This is a genomic window from Streptomyces sp. NPDC003635 (genome assembly GCF_053587635.1).
This window is the reverse complement of record NZ_JBSFOK010000060.1, coordinates 23,915-44,760: the sequence shown is the minus strand read 5'-3', so window position 1 is coordinate 44,760 and position 20,846 is coordinate 23,915. Positions and strand designations below refer to the sequence as shown.

18 protein-coding genes and 1 pseudogene are annotated in these 20,846 nt (G+C 69.3%); 13 read left to right on the top strand and 6 right to left on the bottom strand.

What is annotated here, in order from left to right:
* Window positions 1–114: 114 nt before the first annotated feature.
* The 4 genes from ACWDRW_RS35900 to ACWDRW_RS35885 all read right to left on the bottom strand — a co-directional run bounded on the left by ACWDRW_RS35900 (window position 115) and on the right by ACWDRW_RS35885 (window position 3,943).
* Window positions 115–534, bottom strand: a complete 420-nt coding sequence (locus ACWDRW_RS35900) for a TOBE domain-containing protein (RefSeq protein ID WP_451731309.1) — start codon at window positions 532–534, stop codon at window positions 115–117.
* A gap of 124 nt (window positions 535–658) precedes the next feature.
* Window positions 659–1,057, bottom strand: a complete 399-nt coding sequence (locus tag ACWDRW_RS35895) for a TOBE domain-containing protein (RefSeq protein ID WP_451731306.1) — start codon at window positions 1,055–1,057, stop codon at window positions 659–661.
* Between the two features lie 60 nt (window positions 1,058–1,117).
* Window positions 1,118–3,079: an amino acid transporter gene (locus ACWDRW_RS35890; RefSeq protein WP_451731304.1), complete on the bottom strand. Its 1,962-nt coding sequence runs from the start codon at window positions 3,077–3,079 to the stop codon at window positions 1,118–1,120.
* 342 nt (window positions 3,080–3,421) lie between these two features.
* Window positions 3,422–3,943, bottom strand: a complete 522-nt coding sequence (locus ACWDRW_RS35885; RefSeq protein ID WP_451731301.1) for a hypothetical protein — start codon at window positions 3,941–3,943, stop codon at window positions 3,422–3,424.
* 231 nt (window positions 3,944–4,174) lie between these two features.
* Between ACWDRW_RS35885 and ACWDRW_RS35880 the strand changes: the two genes are divergently transcribed.
* From ACWDRW_RS35880 to ACWDRW_RS35825, 12 genes and pseudogenes are all read left to right on the top strand, one after another.
* On the top strand, window positions 4,175–6,007 hold the full coding sequence (locus ACWDRW_RS35880) for an APC family permease (protein ID WP_451731299.1): 1,833 nt from the start codon (window positions 4,175–4,177) through the stop codon (window positions 6,005–6,007).
* 68 nt (window positions 6,008–6,075) lie between these two features.
* Window positions 6,076–6,261, top strand: a complete 186-nt coding sequence (locus ACWDRW_RS35875) for a hypothetical protein (protein ID WP_451731297.1) — start codon at window positions 6,076–6,078, stop codon at window positions 6,259–6,261.
* Entirely contained in the window at window positions 6,258–6,347 is a 90-nt protein-coding gene (kdpF, locus tag ACWDRW_RS35870; protein WP_015661927.1) for a K(+)-transporting ATPase subunit F, read from the top strand. The genes ACWDRW_RS35875 and kdpF overlap by 4 nt, the downstream gene beginning before the upstream one ends.
* 8 nt (window positions 6,348–6,355) lie before the next feature.
* A complete protein-coding gene (kdpA, locus tag ACWDRW_RS35865; protein ID WP_451731293.1) occupies window positions 6,356–8,017 on the top strand; it encodes a potassium-transporting ATPase subunit KdpA in 1,662 nt (553 codons plus the stop codon).
* The gene (kdpB, locus tag ACWDRW_RS35860; protein ID WP_451731290.1) at window positions 8,017–10,131 is read left to right on the top strand and encodes a potassium-transporting ATPase subunit KdpB; all 2,115 of its coding nucleotides are present in this window, start codon (window positions 8,017–8,019) and stop codon (window positions 10,129–10,131) included. The genes kdpA and kdpB overlap by 1 nt, the downstream gene beginning before the upstream one ends.
* Before the next feature lie 5 nt (window positions 10,132–10,136).
* Window positions 10,137–10,805, top strand: a complete 669-nt coding sequence (locus ACWDRW_RS35855) for a potassium-transporting ATPase subunit C (RefSeq protein WP_451731287.1) — start codon at window positions 10,137–10,139, stop codon at window positions 10,803–10,805.
* 66 nt (window positions 10,806–10,871) lie between these two features.
* A pseudogene (locus ACWDRW_RS35850) lies at window positions 10,872–11,429 on the top strand (sensor histidine kinase); the annotation flags it as partial.
* 50 nt (window positions 11,430–11,479) lie between these two features.
* Window positions 11,480–12,979: a glycoside hydrolase family 43 protein gene (locus ACWDRW_RS35845; RefSeq protein WP_451731284.1), complete on the top strand. Its 1,500-nt coding sequence runs from the start codon at window positions 11,480–11,482 to the stop codon at window positions 12,977–12,979.
* Between the two features lie 180 nt (window positions 12,980–13,159).
* Window positions 13,160–14,455 carry an extracellular solute-binding protein gene (locus ACWDRW_RS35840; protein WP_451731281.1) on the top strand — a complete coding sequence of 432 codons (1,296 nt, stop codon included), beginning with the start codon at window positions 13,160–13,162 and terminating at the stop codon, window positions 14,453–14,455.
* 6 nt (window positions 14,456–14,461) lie between these two features.
* Complete coding sequence (locus ACWDRW_RS35835; RefSeq protein ID WP_451731278.1) at window positions 14,462–15,460, top strand: carbohydrate ABC transporter permease; 999 nt, start codon at window positions 14,462–14,464, stop codon at window positions 15,458–15,460.
* Between the two features lie 68 nt (window positions 15,461–15,528).
* Entirely contained in the window at window positions 15,529–16,293 is a 765-nt protein-coding gene (locus tag ACWDRW_RS35830) for a carbohydrate ABC transporter permease (protein ID WP_451731326.1), read from the top strand.
* 57 nt (window positions 16,294–16,350) lie between these two features.
* On the top strand, window positions 16,351–17,385 hold the full coding sequence (locus tag ACWDRW_RS35825) for an endo-1,4-beta-xylanase (RefSeq protein WP_451731275.1): 1,035 nt from the start codon (window positions 16,351–16,353) through the stop codon (window positions 17,383–17,385).
* A gap of 233 nt (window positions 17,386–17,618) precedes the next feature.
* Here the strand turns inward: ACWDRW_RS35825 and ACWDRW_RS35820 are convergent, their stop codons facing one another.
* Window positions 17,619–17,816 (bottom strand): DUF5999 family protein, encoded by a 198-nt coding sequence (locus ACWDRW_RS35820; protein ID WP_451731324.1) that lies wholly within the window; start codon window positions 17,814–17,816, stop codon window positions 17,619–17,621.
* A 328-nt stretch (window positions 17,817–18,144) separates the two neighbouring features.
* Window positions 18,145–18,729 carry a hypothetical protein gene (locus tag ACWDRW_RS35815; protein ID WP_451731272.1) on the bottom strand — a complete coding sequence of 195 codons (585 nt, stop codon included), beginning with the start codon at window positions 18,727–18,729 and terminating at the stop codon, window positions 18,145–18,147.
* 549 nt (window positions 18,730–19,278) lie between these two features.
* On the opposite strand from ACWDRW_RS35815, the gene ACWDRW_RS35810 reads away from it, so the two are divergent.
* Window positions 19,279–20,796: a glutamate-cysteine ligase family protein gene (locus ACWDRW_RS35810; protein ID WP_451731269.1), complete on the top strand. Its 1,518-nt coding sequence runs from the start codon at window positions 19,279–19,281 to the stop codon at window positions 20,794–20,796.
* Window positions 20,797–20,846 lie beyond the last annotated feature (50 nt).

Here is a 20,846-nt window from a genome sequence, read left to right as displayed (position 1 = left end):
CGGGTGAGCGCGCTGGTGCCCATGTCCCCGTGCAGCAGATCGCCCACGAAGGCGACGTAGCGCACGGGCAGCGTCACGGCCCGGGCGGAGCCTCTGTCGTCTGCCGGCGGTTGTCTATGAGGTCGCCAGTGAGATCTCGGTCGCCTTGATGAGGGCTACGACGGGGGTGCCGGGGGTCAGCACCAGGGCGGTGGCCGCGTCGGTGGTGATGGCGGCGGTGAGTTCGCCGCCGGTGACCGTGATCTTGACGGTGGTCATCGAGGGGCCGGTATTGATGGCGCTGACGTTGCCCGGGATCTGGTTGCGGATCGACACGTCGGAGACGCGGGCGGTGGCGACGGAGACCTCGGTGGACTTCACCAGGACGCGTACCGCGCTGCCCGGCGCGAGAACCAGGTCGTCGAGGGCCTCCCTCGTGATCGTGGCGGTGATGTGGTGGCCGCCGGAGAGAACGACTCTGACCGTCGCCATGACCTCGCCGGGGGTGATGGTGGTGACGGTTCCGGGAAGCTGGTTGCGGATGCTCAGTCTCATGGGCATGGGGCGCCTTGCCTTCGGGGGCGGTTGGTGGGGCGTCCCACGGTAATGGGGTGGGGGAATTATGTCGGGTATGTGTGGGTCTGCGTCGTCATGATGGTTCTCTCGGGGCGGGCTGTGCCTACGTCCGGTCGATGTGTACGTTTGTCGACTTAACGCGGGCGGTTGCCTCCATGCCGACCTCCAGGCCCAGCTCCTCCACGGCCTCGCGGGTGAGCAGGGAGACGAGGCGGTGCGGGCCCGCCTGGATCTCGACCTGGGCCGCCACGTCACCGAGCTTGATCGCGGTCACGATGCCGGGGAAGGCGTTGCGGGCGGAGGTGTAGGGGGCCTCCTCGTCGGGCGCGGCCGCTGTCCTGGCGAGTTCCACGGAGAAGGCGGCCAGGTCCCGCCCGTCGACGAGCCGTCGGCCGCTGTCGTCGCGGTGGGTCGCCACCCGGCCCGCGTCCGCCCAGCGGCGGGCGGTGTCCGGGCTGACGCCGAGGAGCCGGGCGGCCTGGCCGATCGTGTAGGACTGCATGCCGATCACGATAGGGCGTCGGCCGGTGTGGCTGCGGGGCGGTGCGTCCCAGGGAGGACGTCAGCCCGTGTGGACGCGGGGGCGGCGGGCTCGGTCCGGTTCGGCCTCGCGCAGGACCTCCCGCGTCACTGGGGCTACCTCGCCCTGGCCGAAGAGGAAGAAGCGGAGGAAGTTGGCGAAGGGGTTGCCCTCGGTCCACTCGAAGTAGATGTGCGGGGTGCAGCCTGTGGTGTCGCGGACGTGCAGGAGCAGGGCGGCGAGGGCGTTGGGGATGGAGGACGACTCCAGCGTCAGGACTCGGTAGCGATCGTGGAGCACCTCGCCGCGCACGGTGAGCCCGGCCTCGAACTCCGACGGGTCGGTCACCGTCACCTCGACGAAGACGAAGTCCTCGGGGCCCGGGATGTCGTTGTCCTGCCGGATCTGGTCGATCTTCTCCCGGTACTCGGCCTTGTCGCGGTTGTCGGGCTCGTTGGCGATGAAGCGGATCTTTCGGCTGGCGATGTCCCGGACGAAACGTTCCGCCATGGGATCCAGCGTCACGCTGGTCACGCGTAGTTCAAAGGCCCGCAGCAGCCGGGAGAGCAGCGAGACGAGGATGATGCCCGCGATGAAGCAGGCTCCGATCTTCACACCGTCGGGACGCTCGATGACGTTCACGACCGTCGTGTAGAGGAACACTGCCGAGATCACGGCAAAGCCGATGGTCCAGTTGCGCTGGCCCGCCTTGCGGGCGGCGATGGTCACGGCGATGGCTGCGGAGCTGATCAGCACCAGGACGCCGGTGGCGTAGGCGCCGCCCTGGGCGTCGACGTCGGCGTCGAAGATCCACGTGACGAGGAAGCCGACCAGGGTGAAGACGATGACCATCGGGCGCACCGCGCGAGCCCAGTGCGGGGCCATGCCGTAGCGCGGCAGATAGCGGGGCATCAGGTTCAGCAGGCCCGCCATCGCGGAGGCGCCCGCGAACCAGAGGATGGCGATGGTCGAGACGTCGTAGACCGTGCCGAATGCGTTGCCCAGGTAGTCGTGCGCCAGGTAGGCGAGCGCGCGGCCGTTGGCCTGACCGCCCTCCTCGAACTCCTTCTCGGGGATCAGCAGAGTGGTGATGAAGCTGGTGCAGATCAGGAAGCAGCTCATGATCAGCGCGGCGGTGGTGAGCAGCTTCTTCGTGTCGCGGATGCGGCCCTTGGGCTGTTCATCGGTGTCGCCGGCGTCGCCCTTGACGTGAGGCATCACCGCGACGCCGGTCTCGAACCCGGACATGCCGAGGGCCAGCTTGGGGAAGATGATCAGAGCCATGCCGATCATGACGAAGACGTTGCCGTGCTCGGCGGTGAGGGCGTCGGTCCAGTCGGTGACGACGTGGCCCTCGGTGATCACGTGCCACAGGCCGACCACCACGACCACGGCGTTCAGGCCGAGATAGACCACCACGAGGGCCACCGCAACCCCGATCGCCTCCAGGAAGCCCTTGAGGAAGACCGCGCCGAGCAGTGCCACGAGGAGCAGGGTGATCAGCAGCTGCTGATCGTGCAGGGCCGCGTTCAGATGCGGGTTCTCGACGAGGTGGGTCGAGGCGTCCGCGGCGGACAGCGTGATGGTGATCAGGAAGTCCGTGGCGGCGAAGCCGAGCAGGGTGAGGACGAACAGCTTGCCCTTCCAGAAGGAGAGCAGCCGTTCCAGCATGGCGATCGAGCCCTCGCCGCGAGGGCTCTCCTCGGCGACCCGTCGGTACACGGGCAGGGCACCCGCCAGGGTGACGATCACCAGCACGATCGTCGCGATCGGTGACAATAGACCGGCCGCGAGCGCGGCGATGCCCGGCTGGTAGCCGAGGGTGGAGAAGTAGTCGACGCCGGTCAGGCACATCACCCGGTACCAGGGCTGCCCCTTGTGGGCCGGCTCGGGTTCGGCGTGCGGACCCTGGGGGCGGTGGCCCTTGCCTTTGCCCATGTCGGAGAGTCCCTCCAGCATCCAGGCGCGCAGGCGACTGGGCGGGGGGTGTTCCGTGGCGGCCATCGGGGGGCTCCTGAAGTGCGTGAAGCGTGCGGTTCGGCCATCGCGCGGACAGCCGCATCAGCGTAAGCGGAGAGTGACGGCCGGGCCTACGGATCAAGGGGGGAGTGGGCGTCAAGCTTCCGTTAAGACTCGCCGGGTGAGCATGTGCCCCGCAGCAAGCAGCGGGCTCAGCGGGTGTCTCGCGCCGGATTCGGCTGTACTCGCGGACCAGGCGAAATCCCGCGGTCCCGGCGAGCAGAGGGCCGGCGCGGTTGAGGACGGAGCGGTTCCAGCCAGGGGTGCAGCCGCACCGTCGGGAAGGCGGGGCTGAGCGGTGTCCGCTTCGGGAGATGTGCGTGGCGCTCAGTCCAGGCCCGACACCTTGAACACCGTCTCCGCCGTCTCGCGGTCGATGCGCCGCGCGACGCGGCGCAGGGCCGTCTGGCCGCAGAGCAGGCAGCCCGCGGCGATGGAGCGCTGGGTGTCCTCGTCGAGGCGGAGCCAGAGGTCGGGATTGGCGGCGAGGACCCGCGGGTCGATCTCCACCCGGTTGTCGAAGACGTCCCGGAGGACCAGACGTTGGGCCACGCCGTCGACGCAGCGCACCGAGATCAGCAGATCCGTGCGCACCCGTCGGGTCGCCAGGAGCCGGCGCGTCTCCAGCCAGCCCTCGCCCGCGGTGACGCGGGCCGGGCACAGCACCACGAAGAGCAGCGTGGCGAGGGCGACCCAGAGCGCCCCGCGCTCCGATGTAAGGCGGCCGGCGCCCCAGTCGACGAGGACCAGCAGTCCGAGGACCACGCCCGCGCAGCGGACCGAGCTGAGCAGTTCCGGCGCCCAATGACGGTCCTGCACCACGGGGCTCTCCGGCTGTGTGTGTTCCATGCGGCTGACGCTAGAGACGCCCCCAACGCGTGTCCGCGCGCGTTGACACGACTCTGACGAGCAGTTGCTGGTTTTTGACGCCTTGCCAGCGGGCCTGCCGGTCGGGGCGCGTCAACGCTCCGTCAAAGTCGTCCGGATCGGCGCGAAGAACCCGCAAGGAGCGGGCGGTGGCGCCTCGGCGCGGACCCAGCCTGGGTGGGCAACGCACACCGTACGAAGGAGCAATCACCCATGTCCGTGCTGACCGCCGAACAGGACGCCGTCCCCGCAGGCGAGGACCCGCCCGATACCGGTGAGCGCCATCGCCTCACCGCGGTCACCGGTCTGGCCGCGCTGTCGCTGGACGCGATGGCGTCCGTGGCCTACGGGCCCGAGGCCATCGTGCTCGTCCTGGCGGCTGCGGGCGCCCACGGGCTCGGCTTCACCCTGCCGGTCACCTTGGCCATCGCGGCCCTGCTCGCGGTCCTGGTCGCTTCCTACCGGCAGGTCATCGCGGCCTTCCCAGACGGCGGCGGCTCCTATGCCGTCGCCAGGCGGCACCTGGGGGCCCGCACCAGCCTGGTGGCCGCCGCCTCGCTGGTCCTGGACTACGTCCTCAATGTCGCCGTCGCCGTCACGGCCGGTGTCGCCGCCCTGACCTCGGCCTTTCCCGGGCTCTACGCCGAGCGGCTGTGGCTGTGCCTGGCCGTCCTGGTGCTGATCACCGGCGTCAACCTGCGCGGCATCGTCGAGTCGGCCAAGGCCTTCATCGTGCCGACGGTCGTCTTCGTCGGGTCGATCCTCGTGCTGATAGCGGTCGGGCTCTTCCGTTCCGCGCCGGTCAGCACCGCCACCGCGGAGGGCCACGCCTCCGTGGTCGCCGACAACGCCACCACCGTCGGTGCCCTGCTCCTGCTGAAAGCGTTCGCCTCCGGGTGCAGCGCCCTCACCGGCGTCGAGGCCATCGCCAACGCGGTGCCCTCCTTCCGCGCCCCGCGCGCCAAGCGGGCCCAGCACGCCGAGGTGGCCCTCGGCGCCGTCCTGGGCGTGATGCTGATCGGCCTGTCGGTCCTGATCTCCCGCTTCCACCTCCAGCCGGTCGAGGGCGTCACCGTCCTCGCCCAGCTCGCCGACGCCTCCCTCGGGCACAACTGGGCGTTCTACGTCATCCAGTTCGCCACGATGATCCTTCTGGCCCTGTCGGCCAACACCTCCTTCGGCGGCCTCCCGGTGCTGCTGAAGCTGCTCGCTCGCGACAACTACCTCCCGCACGTCTTCGCCCTCAAGGCCGACCGGCAGGTCCACCGTCACGGAGTGCTGACCCTTGCCGCCGTGTCCGCCGGACTGCTGGTCCTCTCCGGCGGCGACACCAACACCCTCGTGCCGCTCTTCGCCATCGGGGTCTTCGTCGGCTTCACGATCGCCCAGGTCGGCATGGTCCGGCACTGGCGTCAGGAAGGCGCCCCCCGCAAGGCGCTGCTCAACGGTCTCGGCGGCTTCCTCACCGGTGTCGCCGCCGTCGTTGTCACAGAGACCAAGTTCGACGAGGGCGCCTGGCTCATCGTCGTCGCCCTGCCGCTGCTGGTGCTCGCGTTCGAGACGGTGCACCGCGCCTACACCCGCATCGGCGAGCGGCTCGGTCTCGGCCGGATCCCCGAGGCCCCGCACCGCGACCGCTCGGTCGTGATCGTCCCCGTCTCCTCGCTGTCCCGGCTGACCTCCGAGGCCCTCACGGCCGCCGCGTCCCTCGGCGACGAGGTCCGCGCGGTCACCGTCTGCTGTCCCGACGCCGAGGACCGGGCCGCGTTGTACGCGCTGGAGCTGGCCTGGGCCGAATGGGACCCCGGGGTGCCGCTCGTCCGTCTGAGCTGTGAGCGCCGCTCGCTGGGCCGCCCGATCGCCGCCTACGTCCGCGAGGTCACCGTTGCCGAGCCCGCCACCCGGGTCACCGTGCTGATCCCGGAGACCGAGCCGGAGCGGCTGTGGCAGCGGCTGCTGCAGAACCAGCGCGGCGCCGTGGTCGCGCACGCCGTGCGGCGGGAGACGGACGCGGTCATCTGCCGGCTGCGGTTCCGACTGCGCTGAGGCGTGTTCCGGGCCATGCCGTGAGGCCTGATCCACACCAGCCGTAAAAGTCCCGTCAAAGCCGCGCAGTGGCCCGTAAGGGAGCCGTCAACGGCGGTCGTTTCCGGCCAGAGAAGCGGTTTCCTCTAAGCGTCCCTGTCCGACCGAACTTCACACTCCAGGAGCTCGCGATGGCCGATCTGGCCTTCGTCTTCACCACGATCGCGGCGGTCGCGCTGGTGGTCCTCGTCGCCAAGGGGGTGGCGAAGCTGTGACTGTCGAGAACATCGTCGGCCTGCTGGTCGCCGTCGCCCTGCTGGGCTATCTCGTCCTCGCCCTTGTTTTCCCGGAGAGGTTCTGAGAGCAGGCATGGGTCCCGTACTCGCCGGCGTCCTCCAGCTGCTCGCTCTCATAGCGGCCCTGGCGCTCGCCTACGTTCCCCTTGGCAACTACATGGCCAAGGTCTACTCCTCCGACAAGCACTGGCGGGTCGAGAAGTGGATCTACAAGGGGATCGGAGCCAACCCCGACACCGAGATGCGCTGGCCGGCGTACCTGCGCGGCGTGCTCGCCTTCTCCGTGATCGGCATCCTCTTCCTCTACGGCCTCCAGCGGCTCCAGGGCGTGCTGCCCGGCTCGCTCGGCTTCTCCGCGATCGACCCGGACCAGGCGTTCAACACCGCCGTGTCGTTCGTGACCAACACCAACTGGCAGTCGTACTACGGCGAGCAGGCCATGGGCCACGTCGTGCAGACCGCCGGTCTGGCCGTGCAGAACTTCGTCTCCGCCGCCATCGGCATCGCGGTCGCGGTGGCGCTCGTCCGGGGCTTCGCGCGCTCGCGCACCGGTGAGCTCGGCAACTTCTGGGCCGACCTGGTACGCGGAACCGTCCGTATCCTCGTGCCGCTCGCGGCTGGGGCCGCCGTGGTGCTGGTCGCCTGCGGCGCCATCCAGAACTTCTCCGGCATCCACGAGGTCGGCCAGTTCATGGGCGGCACGCAGGAGTGGAACGGCGGCGCGGTCGCCTCGCAGGAGGCCATCAAGGAACTGGGCACCAACGGCGGTGGCTACTTCAACGCCAATTCCGCCCACCCCTTCGAGAACCCGACGCCGTTCTCCAACCTGTTCGAGATCTTCCTGATCCTCGTCATCCCGTTCTCCCTGACCCGGACCTTCGGCGTCATGGTCGGCTCGGTGAAGCAGGGGTACGCGATCCTCGCCACGATGGGCTCCATCTGGCTGGGCTTCACCGCCCTCATGATGTGGACCGAATTCTCCCACCACGGCCCGGCATTCGAGCTGGCGAACGGGGCGATGGAGGGCAAGGAAGTCCGGTTCGGGATCGGCGGGTCGTCGATCTTCGCGGTGTCGACCACGCTGACCTCGACCGGTGCGGTGGACTCCTTCCACTCCTCTTTCACCGGCCTCGGCGGCGGCATCACCATGCTCGGCATGATGCTGGGCGAGATCGCGCCCGGTGGTGTGGGTTCCGGCCTCTACGGCATGCTGATCATGGCGATCATCGCGGTGTTCATCGCCGGTCTGATGGTCGGTCGTACGCCCGAGTACCTGGGCAAGAAGATCGGCACCCGCCAGATCAAGCTGGCGGCCTGCTACATCCTCATCACCCCGGCGCTGGTGCTCGTCTTCACCGCCTTCGCGACGGCGCTGCCCACCCCGGCGAACTCGATGACCAACAGTGGGGCGCACGGATTCTCCGAGATCCTGTACGCCTACACCTCCGCCGCGAACAACAACGGCTCGGCCTTCGCCGGTCTGAACGCGGACACCCGGTGGTTCAACAGCACGCTCGGCCTGTGCATGCTGTTCGGCCGCTTCCTGCCGATGGTCTTCGTTCTGGCCCTGGCCGGCTCGCTCGCCGAGCAGAAGCCGGTCCCGGTGACCGCGGGCACGCTGCGCACCGAGAAGCCGCTGTTCACCGGTCTGTTGGTGGGCGCGATCCTGATCATCACCGGTCTGACCTACTTCCCGGCCCTCGCGCTGGGCCCGCTCGCCGAAGGGCTCGCGTGATGACCACCGACGTAAAGAAGCAGGACTCCATGTCCACATCCACCCTCGTGCCGCACCAGGACGCACCGTCCGGGCACAAGAGTTCCGAGGGCCGCGTCGGCGCCGGCCTCTTCGACGCCAAGCAACTGCTCAAGTCTCTGCCGGACGCGTTCCGCAAGCTCGACCCGCGGGTGATGGTCAAGTCCCCCGTGATGTTCGTGGTCCTCGTCGGCTCCGTGCTGACGACGATCTTCTCCTTCAAGGACCCCGGCGACTGGTTCGGCTGGACGATCAGCGCCTGGCTCTGGCTGACGGTGATCTTCGCCAATCTGGCGGAGGCTGTCGCCGAGGGCCGCGGCAAGGCGCAGGCCGACACTCTGCGCAAGGCCAAGACCGATACCGTGGCCCGCAAGGTCGACGGGACCGTGGTCGCCGGTACCGCACTGCACATCGGTGACCTGGTCGTCTGTGAGGCCGGTGACGTCATTCCCGGCGACGGCGATGTCGTCGAAGGTGTGGCCTCCGTAGACGAGTCGGCGATCACCGGTGAGTCGGCCCCGGTCATCCGGGAGTCCGGTGGCGACCGCTCGGCGGTCACCGGCGGTACGAAGGTCCTCTCCGACCGGATCGTCATCAAGATCACGACGAAGCCGGGCGAGACCTTCATCGACCGGATGATCAACCTGGTCGAGGGCGCAGCCCGGCAGAAGACGCCGAACGAGATCGCGCTGAACATCCTGCTGGCCTCTCTGACCATCGTGTTCCTGCTGGCCGTGGCGACGTTGCCGCCGTTCGCCGACTACGCGGGCAGCGACCTGACGATGGCCGTCCTGGTCGCCCTGCTGGTCTGCTTGATCCCGACCACCATCGGTGCACTGCTCTCCGCGATCGGCATCGCGGGCATGGACCGCCTGGTGCAGCGCAACGTCCTTGCCATGTCCGGCCGTGCGGTCGAGGCCGCCGGTGACGTCTCCACGCTGCTGCTCGACAAGACCGGCACCATCACCCTCGGCAACCGCCAGGCCGCCGAGTTCGTGCCGGTGAGCGGGACGACCGAGGCCGAGCTGGCCGACGCCGCCCAGCTGTCGTCGCTCGCCGACGAGACGCCCGAGGGCCGTTCCATCGTCGTACTCGCCAAGGAGAAGTACGGGCTGCGCGAGCGGCACCAGGGCGAGCTGGCGCACGCCAGGTGGATCGAGTTCACCGCGCAGACCCGGATGTCGGGTGTGGACGTCGACGGGCGCAAGGTCCGCAAGGGGGCGGCCGGTTCGGTCATCACCTGGGTCCAGGAGCGGGGCGGGACGGTCGCCAAGGACGCGGACACCCTCGCCGACAAGATCTCCGAGGCCGGCGGGACCCCGCTGCTCGTAGCCGTCGAGGACGCCGAGGGCGCCCGGGTTCTCGGCGTCATCCACCTCAAGGACGTCGTCAAGAACGGCATGCGGGAGCGGTTCGAGGAGCTGCGCCGCATGGGCATCAAGACGATCATGATCACGGGTGACAACCCGCTGACCGCCAAGGCGATCGCCGAGGAGGCGGGCGTCGACGACTTCCTCGCGGAGGCGACTCCCGAGGACAAGATGGCGCTGATCAAGCGGGAGCAGGCGGGCGGGAAGCTGGTCGCGATGACCGGTGACGGCACCAACGACGCCCCGGCACTGGCGCAGGCGGACGTCGGCGTGGCGATGAACACGGGTACGTCGGCCGCCAAGGAGGCCGGCAACATGGTCGACCTCGACTCCGACCCGACCAAGCTCATCGAGATCGTCGAGATCGGCAAGCAACTCCTCATCACCCGGGGCGCGTTGACGACCTTCTCCATCGCCAACGACGTGGCGAAGTACTTCGCGATCATCCCAGCGCTGTTCGCGGCCGTCTACCCGGGCCTGGACAAGCTCAACATCATGGACCTGTCCTCGCCGGACTCCGCGATCCTCTCGGCGGTCATCTTCAACGCGCTGATCATCATCGCTCTGGTGCCGCTCGCCCTGAAGGGTGTGCGGTACCGGCCGGTGAGCGCGGATCGCATGCTGCGGCGGAACCTCGGGATCTACGGTCTCGGTGGCCTGGTCGCGCCCTTCATCGGAATCAAGATCATCGACATGATCGTCTCCCTCATCCCCGGGATCGGCTGAGCGCCATGAACAACTCCGTAATCAACACGGCCCGGTTGCTCGGGGCGGGCCTGCGGGCCCTTCTCGTGCTGACCCTGGTGACGGGCGTCATCTATCCGCTCGTCGTCACCGGCATCGCGCAGGGACTGTTCAACGACAAGGCGAACGGCTCGGAGATCAAGGCGGACGGCGAGGTCGTCGGCTCCTCCTTGATCGGGCAGGCGTACAACCTGCCCCTCAAGAAGGGCCAGGAGACCCCGGATCCCGACCTGAAGTGGTTTCAGGGCCGCCCGCAGAACGGTCTTGGCACCAACAGCGTCAACACCCAGTACTCGCTGATCCTCTCCGGGGCGACCAACCGGTCGGGCGACAACGAGGAACTCATCCAGTGGGTGAAGGACGCCAAGGCCGCGGTCGTCAAGGACAACTCGACGGCGGATTACAAGGTCAAGCCCTCCGAGGTGCCCGCCGACGCGGTGACCTCCTCCGGCTCGGGCCTGGACCCGGCCATCTCGCCGGAGTACGCGGACCTCCAGGTCCACCGGGTCGCCGAGAAGAACGGTCTGTCGGCCGACCAGGTCCAGAAGCTGGTCGACGAGCACACCGAAGGCCGCACCCTCGGTTTCATCGGCGAGCCCCGCGTGAACGTCCTCGAACTCAACATCGCGCTCAAGGAACTCGTGGCGAAGAGCTGATGGCGTTGTCCGGCCCGAACGGGAGTCGGCGGCCCGGAGCATGACCCGGTTCCGCCGACTCCGGCCGTTGACGAGGTGGTGCCGATGGCGCTCGGCGGGGTGCCCGCGGACAGCGTCGACCTCGACGTCCCGGAGACGCTTCCCATGGTCCACGCGGACCAGGGACAGCTGGAACGCTCGGTCGCCAACCTGGTCGAGAACGCCGTGAAGCACAGCCCGCCCGGCACCCCCGTCCCGGTCTCCGCCAGCTCCCTCGCCGACCGGGTCGAGGGGGTCGTGGACCGCGGTCCGGGCGTCCCGGACGAGGCGAAGGAGCGGGTCCTCGCGCCCTTCCAGCGGTACGGTGACGCTCCGCGCGGCGCCGGCCCCGGCGTGGGACTGGGACTCGCGGTCGCGCGAGGATTCGCCGAGGCGATGGGCGGGGCGCTGACCGCGGAGGACACCCCGGGCGACGGCCCCACCATGGTCCTGAGCCTGGCATGGGCGCGGAGAGACCGAGCGGCGGAGCAAGTGACCGCCCACGTCCCAGAGGCTGTCCGCCGTGAGGAGCCGCCTCACGCCCTGTACGCGACAGCCTCCAGCCGTTGCCGCTCCCTGCGCCTGCCCCTACAGTCCGCTCCGTAATGTTCGCCAACCGGACCGAATGTTTCGCCCGGTCCCGGAAGGACTGACCCATGCGGACGTACGTCAACCCCGTCCTCCCAGGGTTCCATCCCGACCCCAGCGTGTGCCGGGTCGGTGAGGACTACTACCTGGTCTGCTCCAGCTTCGAGTACTTTCCCGCGGTGCCGGTGTTCCACAGCCGAGACCTCGTCCACTGGCGTCAGATCGGCAACGTGCTCGACCGGCCGGAGCAGTTCGAGGTGCCGCTCGACCTGCGTGTCTCCGATGGCATCTACGCACCGACGATCCGCCACCATCAGGGCCGCTTCCACGTCATCACCACCAATGTCGGCGCCGGGGGCACCTTCCTCGTCACCGCCGAGCGCCCCGAGGGCCCCTGGTCCGATCCCGTGTGGATCGACCTGCCCGGCATCGACCCCGACCTCGCCTGGGACGAACACGGCACGTGCTGGAGCGCGGTCGCCGGAGTGGGGCTCGCCCGGATCGACCCGGTCGCCGGCAAGGTGCTGGAGGGGCCCGTCCCGGTGTGGTCCGGGTCCGGCATGGCGGATCCGGAGGGGCCGCATCTGTACCGCGTCGGCGAGTGGTGGTACCTGATGGTGGCCGAGGGCGGTACCGCGGAGGGCCACAGCGTGTCGATCGCCCGCGGCCGCTCTCCCCGGGGGCCGTTCGAGCCGGCCCCGCACAACCCGGTCCTGTCCCACCGCAGCACCGGCCTGCCGATCCAGTGCACCGGCCACGCCGACCTCGTCCAGGCGGCCGACGGCAGCTGGTGGATGGTCCTGCTGGGGACTCGCCCGCGCGGCTTCTTCCCCAGGTTCCACGTCCTCGGGCGCGAGACGTTCCTGGTCCCGGTTGAGTGGCGGGACGGCTGGCCGTACGTCGGCACCGTACGGGAGCGGTACGAGGCGCCCGCCGCCTCGCGCCCCTTCCCGCCGGAGCCCGCTCGCGACGACTTCGACGCCCCGGAACTCGCCCCGCGGTACATCTCCCCACGTCACCGCCCCGAGGGCTCCTGGTCGCTGGACGAACGGCACGGGTGGCTCACCCTGCACGCGACGGGCGACAGCCTCGACCGGCCGGGCCACGCCTTCGTGGGGCGCCGGCAGCAGCACCACGACTGCCGGGTGGCGGCCCGGGTGGACGCCGGTGACGGTCGCGCGGGCCTGAGTGTGCGCATGGACGAGGCGCACCACTACGACATCGAGGTGCACGACGGCACGGTCGCCGTGCTGGCCCGGATCGGTCCGATTCGCCAGTCGGTGGCCCAACTCCCCGTATCCCGGGGGCCGGTGACGCTGACGGTGGAGGTCCGCACGACCGACGTGCCGCCGCCCGCCGAGGGCGTCCGGGCCGGCGGGCCCGACACGATCGCCTTCTCGGTCGAAAGCGCGGCGGGCGCGGCGACCCTGGCCGAACTGGACGGCCGCTATCTCTCCACGCAGGTCGTGGGCGGCTTCACCGGACGGGTGATCGGCATGTACGTCACCGATGGCAGCGCGGCTTTCGACTGGTTCGAGTACCGCGAGCGGGACTCCGCGGCCCGCTGACCCCAACTCCCGCCCGGTCACGCGCGAGTCGTCGGCGGATTCCCCGTGTACGAGGGGTTGCCACCCATCAGGCGCTGTCTCTAGGGTGCGGCAGCAGCGAAGCTTTCTGGATTGATCCCGAAACTTTCGAAATCCTGGTGGACGGAACGACGTGCCGTCCCGGATCTCAAGGAGCGCATGATGGGCGACCCGGCACTGTCCCGCCGCGGCTTTCTGGCGGTCTCCGCCGCAGCCGGTCTGAGCATGACGGCATTGAGCGGCTGCGGCGGAGACTCGGACGGAGGGTCGTCCGACGGCACGACCACCATCGAGTGGTGGAACATCTCCACCACCCAGCCCACGAAGGACGTCTGGGCCGCCCTCGCCAAGAAGTTCGAGGCCCAGAACCCGAAGGTCAAGATAAAGATCGTCCAGCTGGAGAACGACGCCTACAAGTCGAAGATGACGGCGCTGACCGCGTCCGGGAAGCTCCCGGACATCTTCCACACCTGGGGCGGCGGCGTCCTCAGGCAGCAGGTCGACGCGGGACTCGTCGAGGACCTCACGGAGCGCACCAAGGACTGGGCCGACGGGCTGGTGCCGGTCGCCAAGGAGCCGTACCTGCTCGACGAGAAGGTGTACGGCATTCCCTTCGACATCGGCATGATCGGCTTCTGGTACAACAAGGCGCTGTTCAAGAAGGCGGGCATCAGCGCGCCCCCGGCCACCTGGAGCGCGTTCCTGGAGGCGGTGCGGAAGCTGAAGTCCGCCGGTGTCACCCCGCTCGCCCTCGCGGGCAAGGAGAGCTGGACCGGCATGTACTACTGGGCCTACCTCGCCATGCGCACGGCCGGCGCGGACGCCCTGCAGAAGGCCAACGACGACAAGGACTTCTCCGCCCCGGGACTCGTCAAGGCCGGCGAACACCTCAAGGAACTCGTCGAACTGGAGCCGTTCCAGAAGGGCTTCCTCGGCGCCTCCTACTCGGGACCGACCGGACAGGCGGCCAACGTCGGCAACGGCAAGGCGGCCATGGAGCTCATGGGCCAGTGGGCGCCCGTCGTGCAGGCCGACGTCGGCAAGGGGCTCGGGGACGACCTCGGGTTCTTCCCGTTCCCCACGGTCGAGGGCGGCCGGGGCACGATCACCGAGGTCTTCGGCGGAGGTGGCGGCCACGCCCTGCGCAGCGGCGCCCCGCAGGCGGCCGTGGACTTCCTGCAGTTCTTCGCCTCGGAGACGACCGACGTGGAACTGGTCAAGAAGACCGGAGTGCTCCCGGTCGTCCCGGCCGCAGCGAGCGCCATCACCGACCCCAACATCAAGGCCGTACAAAAGGAGTTGACGGCCGCGACGGGCTTCCAGCTCTACCTCGACCAGGCCTACGCGCCCGCCCTGGGCCAGGAGGTCAACGACAGTGTCGGGGCGCTCATCGCCGGGTCCAAGTCGCCGGAGCAGGTCACCGACTCGATCACCCAGGTCGCGAAGGAAGAGCAGTAGTCGCCGATGACCTTCACCTCGCTCAAGGACGAACGGAGCGGCCCCGGCCTCGACGTCCCGCCCCCGCCCGCCACCGCGGTCCGGGGGCGGGCCCGGCGGCGGGCCCTCAACTGGCTGACCGCGGTCTCCTTCCAGGTGCCCGCCCTGGTGCTGTTCGGCGTCCTGGTCCTGCTGCCGATCCTGTTCGCGCTGTACGCCGCCTTCTTCCGGTGGGGCGGTTTCGGCATGCCCTCCGACTACATCGGCGTCGACAACTTCACCCGGCTCCTCGACGACCCGGTCTTCCTCGGCGACCTGTGGCGCTGCCTGGTCCTGGTCGTGCTCTCGCTCGCGCTGCAACTGCCGTTCGCGCTCGCCATGGCCGTCGCGCTCAATCAGCGCATGCGCGGCCGGGCCGTGTACCGGATGCTGTTCTTCGCGCCGTACGTGCTCTCCGAGGCCATCACCGGTGTGCTGTTCAGCATGATCTTCGCCCCGGGAGACGGTCTCGCGGACGAGGTCCTCGGCGGAATCGGCCTGGACGGTCTGGGCGGTGAGTGGTTCGCCGACCCGGACATGGTGATGGCCACCCTGTTCCTGGTGATGACCTGGAAGTACTTCGGCTTCCACATGATGCTCTACCTGGCCGGACTCCAGTCCATCCCCAAGGAGTTGCACGAGGCGGCGCTCATCGACGGCGCCGGGCCCTGGCAGCGGTTCCGCAGCGTCACCCTGCCGTTGCTCGCGCCCACCCTGCGGATCAGCGTCTTCCTGTCCGTCATCGGGGCGATCCAGCTCTTCGACCTGGTCTGGGTGGTCACCGCGGGCGGCCCCGACCACCACTCCGAGACGATGGCCGTGACCATGTTCCAGTTCGGGTTCAAGCGCTACCAGGTCGGCTACGCCAGCGCGATCAGCGTGGCCATGTTCGCCATCAGCCTCGTCTTCGCCCTCGCCTACCAGCGGTTCGTGCTCCGCCGGGACCTGGAGGGCGCGACCACGACCATGCGGGGAGGCGCCAAGTGACCGTCAAGCACAAGTCCCGTGGGCGGAATCTGCCCCTCCATCTCCTCCTGATCACTGTGGGCGCGGTGATGGGCATTCCCCTGCTCTACGCCGTCCTCTCCGGCTTCAAGTCCACCGATCAGCTCTCCAGCAACACCATCGGGCTGCCCGACCCCTGGGTGACCGGCAACTACACCGACATCCTGGCCTCCGGCGACTTCTGGCGGCTGGTCGGCAACTCCACCCTGATCGCGGTGGCCACGACGGTCCTCGTGGTCGCGGCCTCGGCGCTCGCCGCGTTCTCCTTCGCGCGCTTCGCCTTCCGCGGCCGGGAAGTGCTGTTCACGCTGTTCACGATGGGGCTGATGTTCCCCTTCGCGGTGGCGGCGCTGCCGCTGTTCCTGCTGCTGCGCTCGATGGACCTGCTGAACAACCCGCTCGGCGTGATTCTCCCGCAGGCGGCCTTCGGACTGCCGATGACCATCATCATCCTGCGCGGCTTCTTCCGGCAGATCCCCGGTGAGCTGGAGGAGGCGGCCACCCTCGACGGCTGCGGTCCGCTCGGCTTCTTCTGGCGGGTGCTGCTGCCGATGGCGCGGCCCGCGCTCGGCACGGTCTCCGTGCTCGCGGTCGTCACCAGCTGGAACAACTTCTTCCTGCCACTGCTCGTCTTCAACGACCCCACCTGGTGGACGATCCCGATCGGCGTGCAGCAGTTCCAGGGGCAGTACTCCCAGGACGTGGCCCGCGTCTTCGCCTACCTCGTCCTCGCCATGGTCCCGGCCCTGGCCTTCTACTCCGTCGCCGAGCGCCAACTCGTCGGCGGTCTCACCGCCGGCGCCACCAAGGGATGACCCGCCACCGGCGGACGTACGGCTCACCCGCACCCCCTGTCCGTGAGGAGTCGCACCATGCGCAAGAACCGTCTCAGACTCGCCGGCGTCCTCGCCGCCGTCCTGGTCGCGGTCACCGCGCCGGCCGCCCAGGCCGGTGGGGAGGAGCCGACGCTCGCCGACCTGGCCCAGCGCCACGGCCGCTACTTCGGCAGCGCCACCGACAACCCGGAGCTGGTCGATGAGCCCTACAAGGCCATCCTGGGCAGCGAGTTCGACCAGATCACCCCCGGCAACGGTATGAAGTGGTACGCCACCGAGCCTGAGCAGGGCGTCTTCGACTTCTCCCAGGGCGACGAGATCGTCGACCTCGCCCGCGCCAACCACCAGAAGGTGCGCGGCCACACCCTGGTCTGGCACAGCCAGCTGCCCGACTGGCTGACGTCCAGGGAGTGGACGGCGCCGGAGCTGCGCGCCGTACTGAAGAAGCACATCCAGACGGAGGTACGGCACTACCGCGGCAAGGTGTTCGCCTGGGACGTGGTCAACGAGGCGTTCAACGAGGACGGCTCCTACCGGGAGACGATCTTCTACAAGACGCTCGGCCCCGGTTACATCGCCGACGCGCTGCGCTGGGCCCACCAGGCCGACCCGCGCGTGAAGCTCTACCTCAACGACTACAACATCGAGTCCGTCGGCCCGAAGAGCGACGCCTACTACAAGCTCGCCAAGGAGCTGCGGGCCCAGGGCGTTCCGCTGCACGGCATCGGCCTGCAGGCCCATCTGGCCCTCCAGTACGGCTATCCGACCACGCTGGAGGACAACCTGCGCCGCTTCTCGCGGATCGGCCTGGACACCGCGCTGACCGAGGTCGACATCCGGATGTACGTGCCCGCGGACGAGCAGAAGCTGGCCACGCAGGCCGAGTGGTACCGGGACCTGACCGAGGCGTGCCTGGCGGTGCGCCGGTGTGTCGGTATCACGATCTGGGACTACACCGACAAGTACTCCTGGATCCCCGCCTTCTTCGAGGGCGAGGGCGCGGCCCTGCCGTGGGACGAGCAGTTGCAGCCGAAGCCCGCGTACTACGCGATCCGGGACGCGCTCAAGTAGCGCGCCGGGACGGTGGTGCGGTGCTCGTCCGCACCACCGGTTGCGTCCCGGGCAGGTCCAACAGCGGTGCGTTCTCGGTGACGGTGACCCTGCACGCGGTGCGCGGCTGCGGCAACACACACGAAGGACTACGGGGAGTGACCGGCCCCGGACATGCGTCGGGGCCGGTCAGCAGAACGTGTCTGCGGCCGGCCCCCGGGTCTCCGGACGGCGTGCGGGCCGCCCGGTGGCGCTCAGGCCGCGGTCGCCACCCGCAACGGGCGGTGCGGGGCGATGATCTGGCCGTCGGGCAGGAGCTCACCGGTGTCCTCGAAGAGCAGTACGCCGTTGCACAGCAGGCTCCAGCCCTGCTCCGGGTGGTGCGCCACGAGGCGGGCGGATTCCCGGTCGGCGGAGTCTGCGGTGGGACACGGTGGCTGGTGCTGGCACATGGGTGGGATCTTCCGCTCTGACGTGATGTTCATGGCCGCCCCCGTTGCGACAAGTGGTTCGAACCCAGTGTTGCCCCACGGGCGTCGATCCGCAGGGATTTCGGTGCACCGCTTCTCACAGGTTCATGACGCATCACTCGCGCGGACGGTTCATCCCAACTGCACTGTCATTTTGGGTGGTTCGGGGTGGCCGGAAGGGGCTAGTCCATGCAGGTGGGGGGCTCGGGGGAGCGTCATGGCGCTCGTACGAGCGAACAGGCGGCCCGCGACGCCGTACCCCGCGACCGGCGACCGGTGGCGGGGTACGGGGGCGGTTCTCGCGGGTTTCTCAGGCGGGTGAGCCGAGGAGGGGTGCCGGGGTCACGCGATGGGTCAGCACCGGGAGCAGATCGGCGACCCGGTGCGGCCGGTGGGCCGCGATGCCGGGCGGCGCGGGCGCGAGCGGGACGAGCAGGTCCGTGGGTTCGGGATGGCCGACGGAGGCGTCGGCGGCGCAGTCGCCGTGCAGCCACAGGGTGAGCATGTACAGGCCGGGCACCGACAGCAGCCGGGGCTGGTAGGCCTGCGGCATCGTCTCGGCTTGGCGCAGCGCGAGCTCGGTCGAGGTGATGTACGGGCCCTCGAAGAAGTGCGAGAAGGCCCAGCCGTCCGGGGTCAGCCGGGTCTCCGCGGCGGCGACGGCACGGTCGCCGCAGCGGATCAGGAAGCGCCAGCCGGCCAGCCGGGTGGTGGACGGGCCGGTGGTGGTGATCCCGTCCAGCACGTGCACGGGCAACGGCAGTTCGGGCGTGGCGGGTCCCTGTACTGCGCGCAGGGACGGTGTTCGGGCCTCGCGGACCGCGGTGGGGGACCCGAGTGCGGTGAGGACGGAGCGAAGTGCGGGCGCGGGAGCCGGGGGGACATGCAGCGGCATGGTGGGTCGCCTCTCATGAGACAGGCACGGTGGCGCGAGGGCGGGGCGGACGGCGCTGTCAGCTCGCGGGGGCAAGGAGGTGTGGGCCGAGGTCTGGGTACGTGGGTGCGCGTGAGACCTGCCGCAGTCCATTGCTGCGGCAGGTTCTCCGACCGGGCGCCAACCTTCTGCCTTGTTCGCGGAGTTTATACGACAAGTGTTCAGTGAGTGTTTCGTCTACCCGCTTCCGGCGCACTCGGCAAGGGCGCATTCGGACGGCGATGCGCGGGAATCATCCCGGTTTCGGAAGGGGTGGAAGCCGATGACCTCGGGTAATGCGCGCGAAGCGGTCGGCCAATTCTCGTCGGCGTTTTTCACGAGTTCGTCAACTGCTCGAATCATTGCGCTGACCCATGCCTGGCGAATGTGCCGCCGGTCACGTGCGACAGCCTAGCGGGCGGCGGGCCCGTCCGGGGACGTTATCGATCGCTTCGGCTGGGCATCATCCCAACCGACCCGGGACACCGGCGGCCGGATCTTCCGCCCGCCCATACGAGGAGGGATGCTCCGATGGGGGAGAAGGTCGTGGCGGGTCGGTTCGATCTGTCCGACCGCCAGCGCTACCGCGACAAGCTCCGGCAGTGTCTGGCGGGCCTGGAGCGGCTTCTGGCGGAGAAGCGGTTCGATCGCCCGAAGAACCTCATGGGGCTCGAGATCGAATTGAATCTCGCTGGAGCCGACGGCATGCCGAGAATGTTGAATGCGCAGGTTCTCGAGCGGATTGCGAGTCGGGATTTCCAAACAGAACTCGCCATGTTCAACCTGGAAGTCAACATCGCGCCACACCGGCTGGGCGGCCGGGTATTCGACCGTCTTGCCGAGGAACTCCGCACCTCCCTGGCATATGCCGACCGGAAAGCCGGTGAGCTGGACGCGGGAATCATGATGATCGGCATTCTGCCGACACTCGACCGCGACGACCTGGTCTCGTCCAACCTCTCCGACGTCGACCGCTACACCCTGCTCAACGACCAGATCGTGGCCGCCCGCGGCGAGGACTTCCTGCTCGACATCGACGGCGTGGAGCACCTGCGCTGCTCCTCGAAGTCGATAGCGCCCGAGGCCGCCTGTACCTCAGTCCAACTGCACCTCCAGGTCACCCCGGGCCGCTTCGCCGATGTCTGGAACGCCGCCCAGGCCGTCGCCGCAGTCCAGGTCGCGGTCGGCGCCAATTCGCCCTTCCTGTTCGGCCGCGAGCTGTGGCGCGAGTCCCGCCCGCCGCTGTTCCAGCAGTCCACCGACACCCGCCCGCCGGAGCTCCAGGCCCAGGGCGTGCGGCCGCGCACCTGGTTCGGGGAGCGGTGGATCTCCTCGGCCTACGACCTCTTCGAGGAGAACCTGCGCTACTACCCCGCCCTCCTGCCGATCTGCGACGACGAGGACCCGCTCCGGGTGCTCGACGAGGGCGGTGTCCCGAGCCTGGCCGAGCTGGTCCTGCACAACGGCACGGTGTACCGCTGGAACCGCCCGGTCTACGGCATCGCCGACGGCGTCCCGCATCTGCGCGTCGAGAACCGCGTCCTGCCCGCCGGGCCCACCATCACGGACGTCCTCGCCAACGCGGCCTTCTACTACGGCCTCATCCGCGCCCTCGCCGAGGAACCGCGCCCGGTGTGGACCCGGCTGCCGTTCGAGGCGGCCGCCGCCAACTTCGACACCGCGTGCCGGTACGGCATCGAGGCGCGGCTGCAGTGGCCGCGGCGCGGTCGGTACGGCGGCACCGCGGAGATCGACGCGGCCACCCTCGTACGCGACGAGCTGCTGCCGCTCGCGGCGGCCGGGCTGGACGCGTGGGGCGTCGAGGCCACCGACCGGGATCTGTATCTCGGGGTCATCGAGGAGCGGTGCCGGCGGCGGGCGAACGGCGCGTCCTGGCAGTCCGCGACCTTCCACCGCGCGCTGGAACAGGGCCTGTCCCGGGATGCCGCGCTGGCCGCCACGACGCGTCGCTACTGCGAGCTGATGCGGGTCGGCGACCCGGTCCACACCTGGCCGGTGGGACTCCCGGAGGCGGTACCGCTGGGCTGAGGGTGTACGCCCGCCTCGGCCTCTTCGGGCCGAGGTGCCTGGACGGGGGC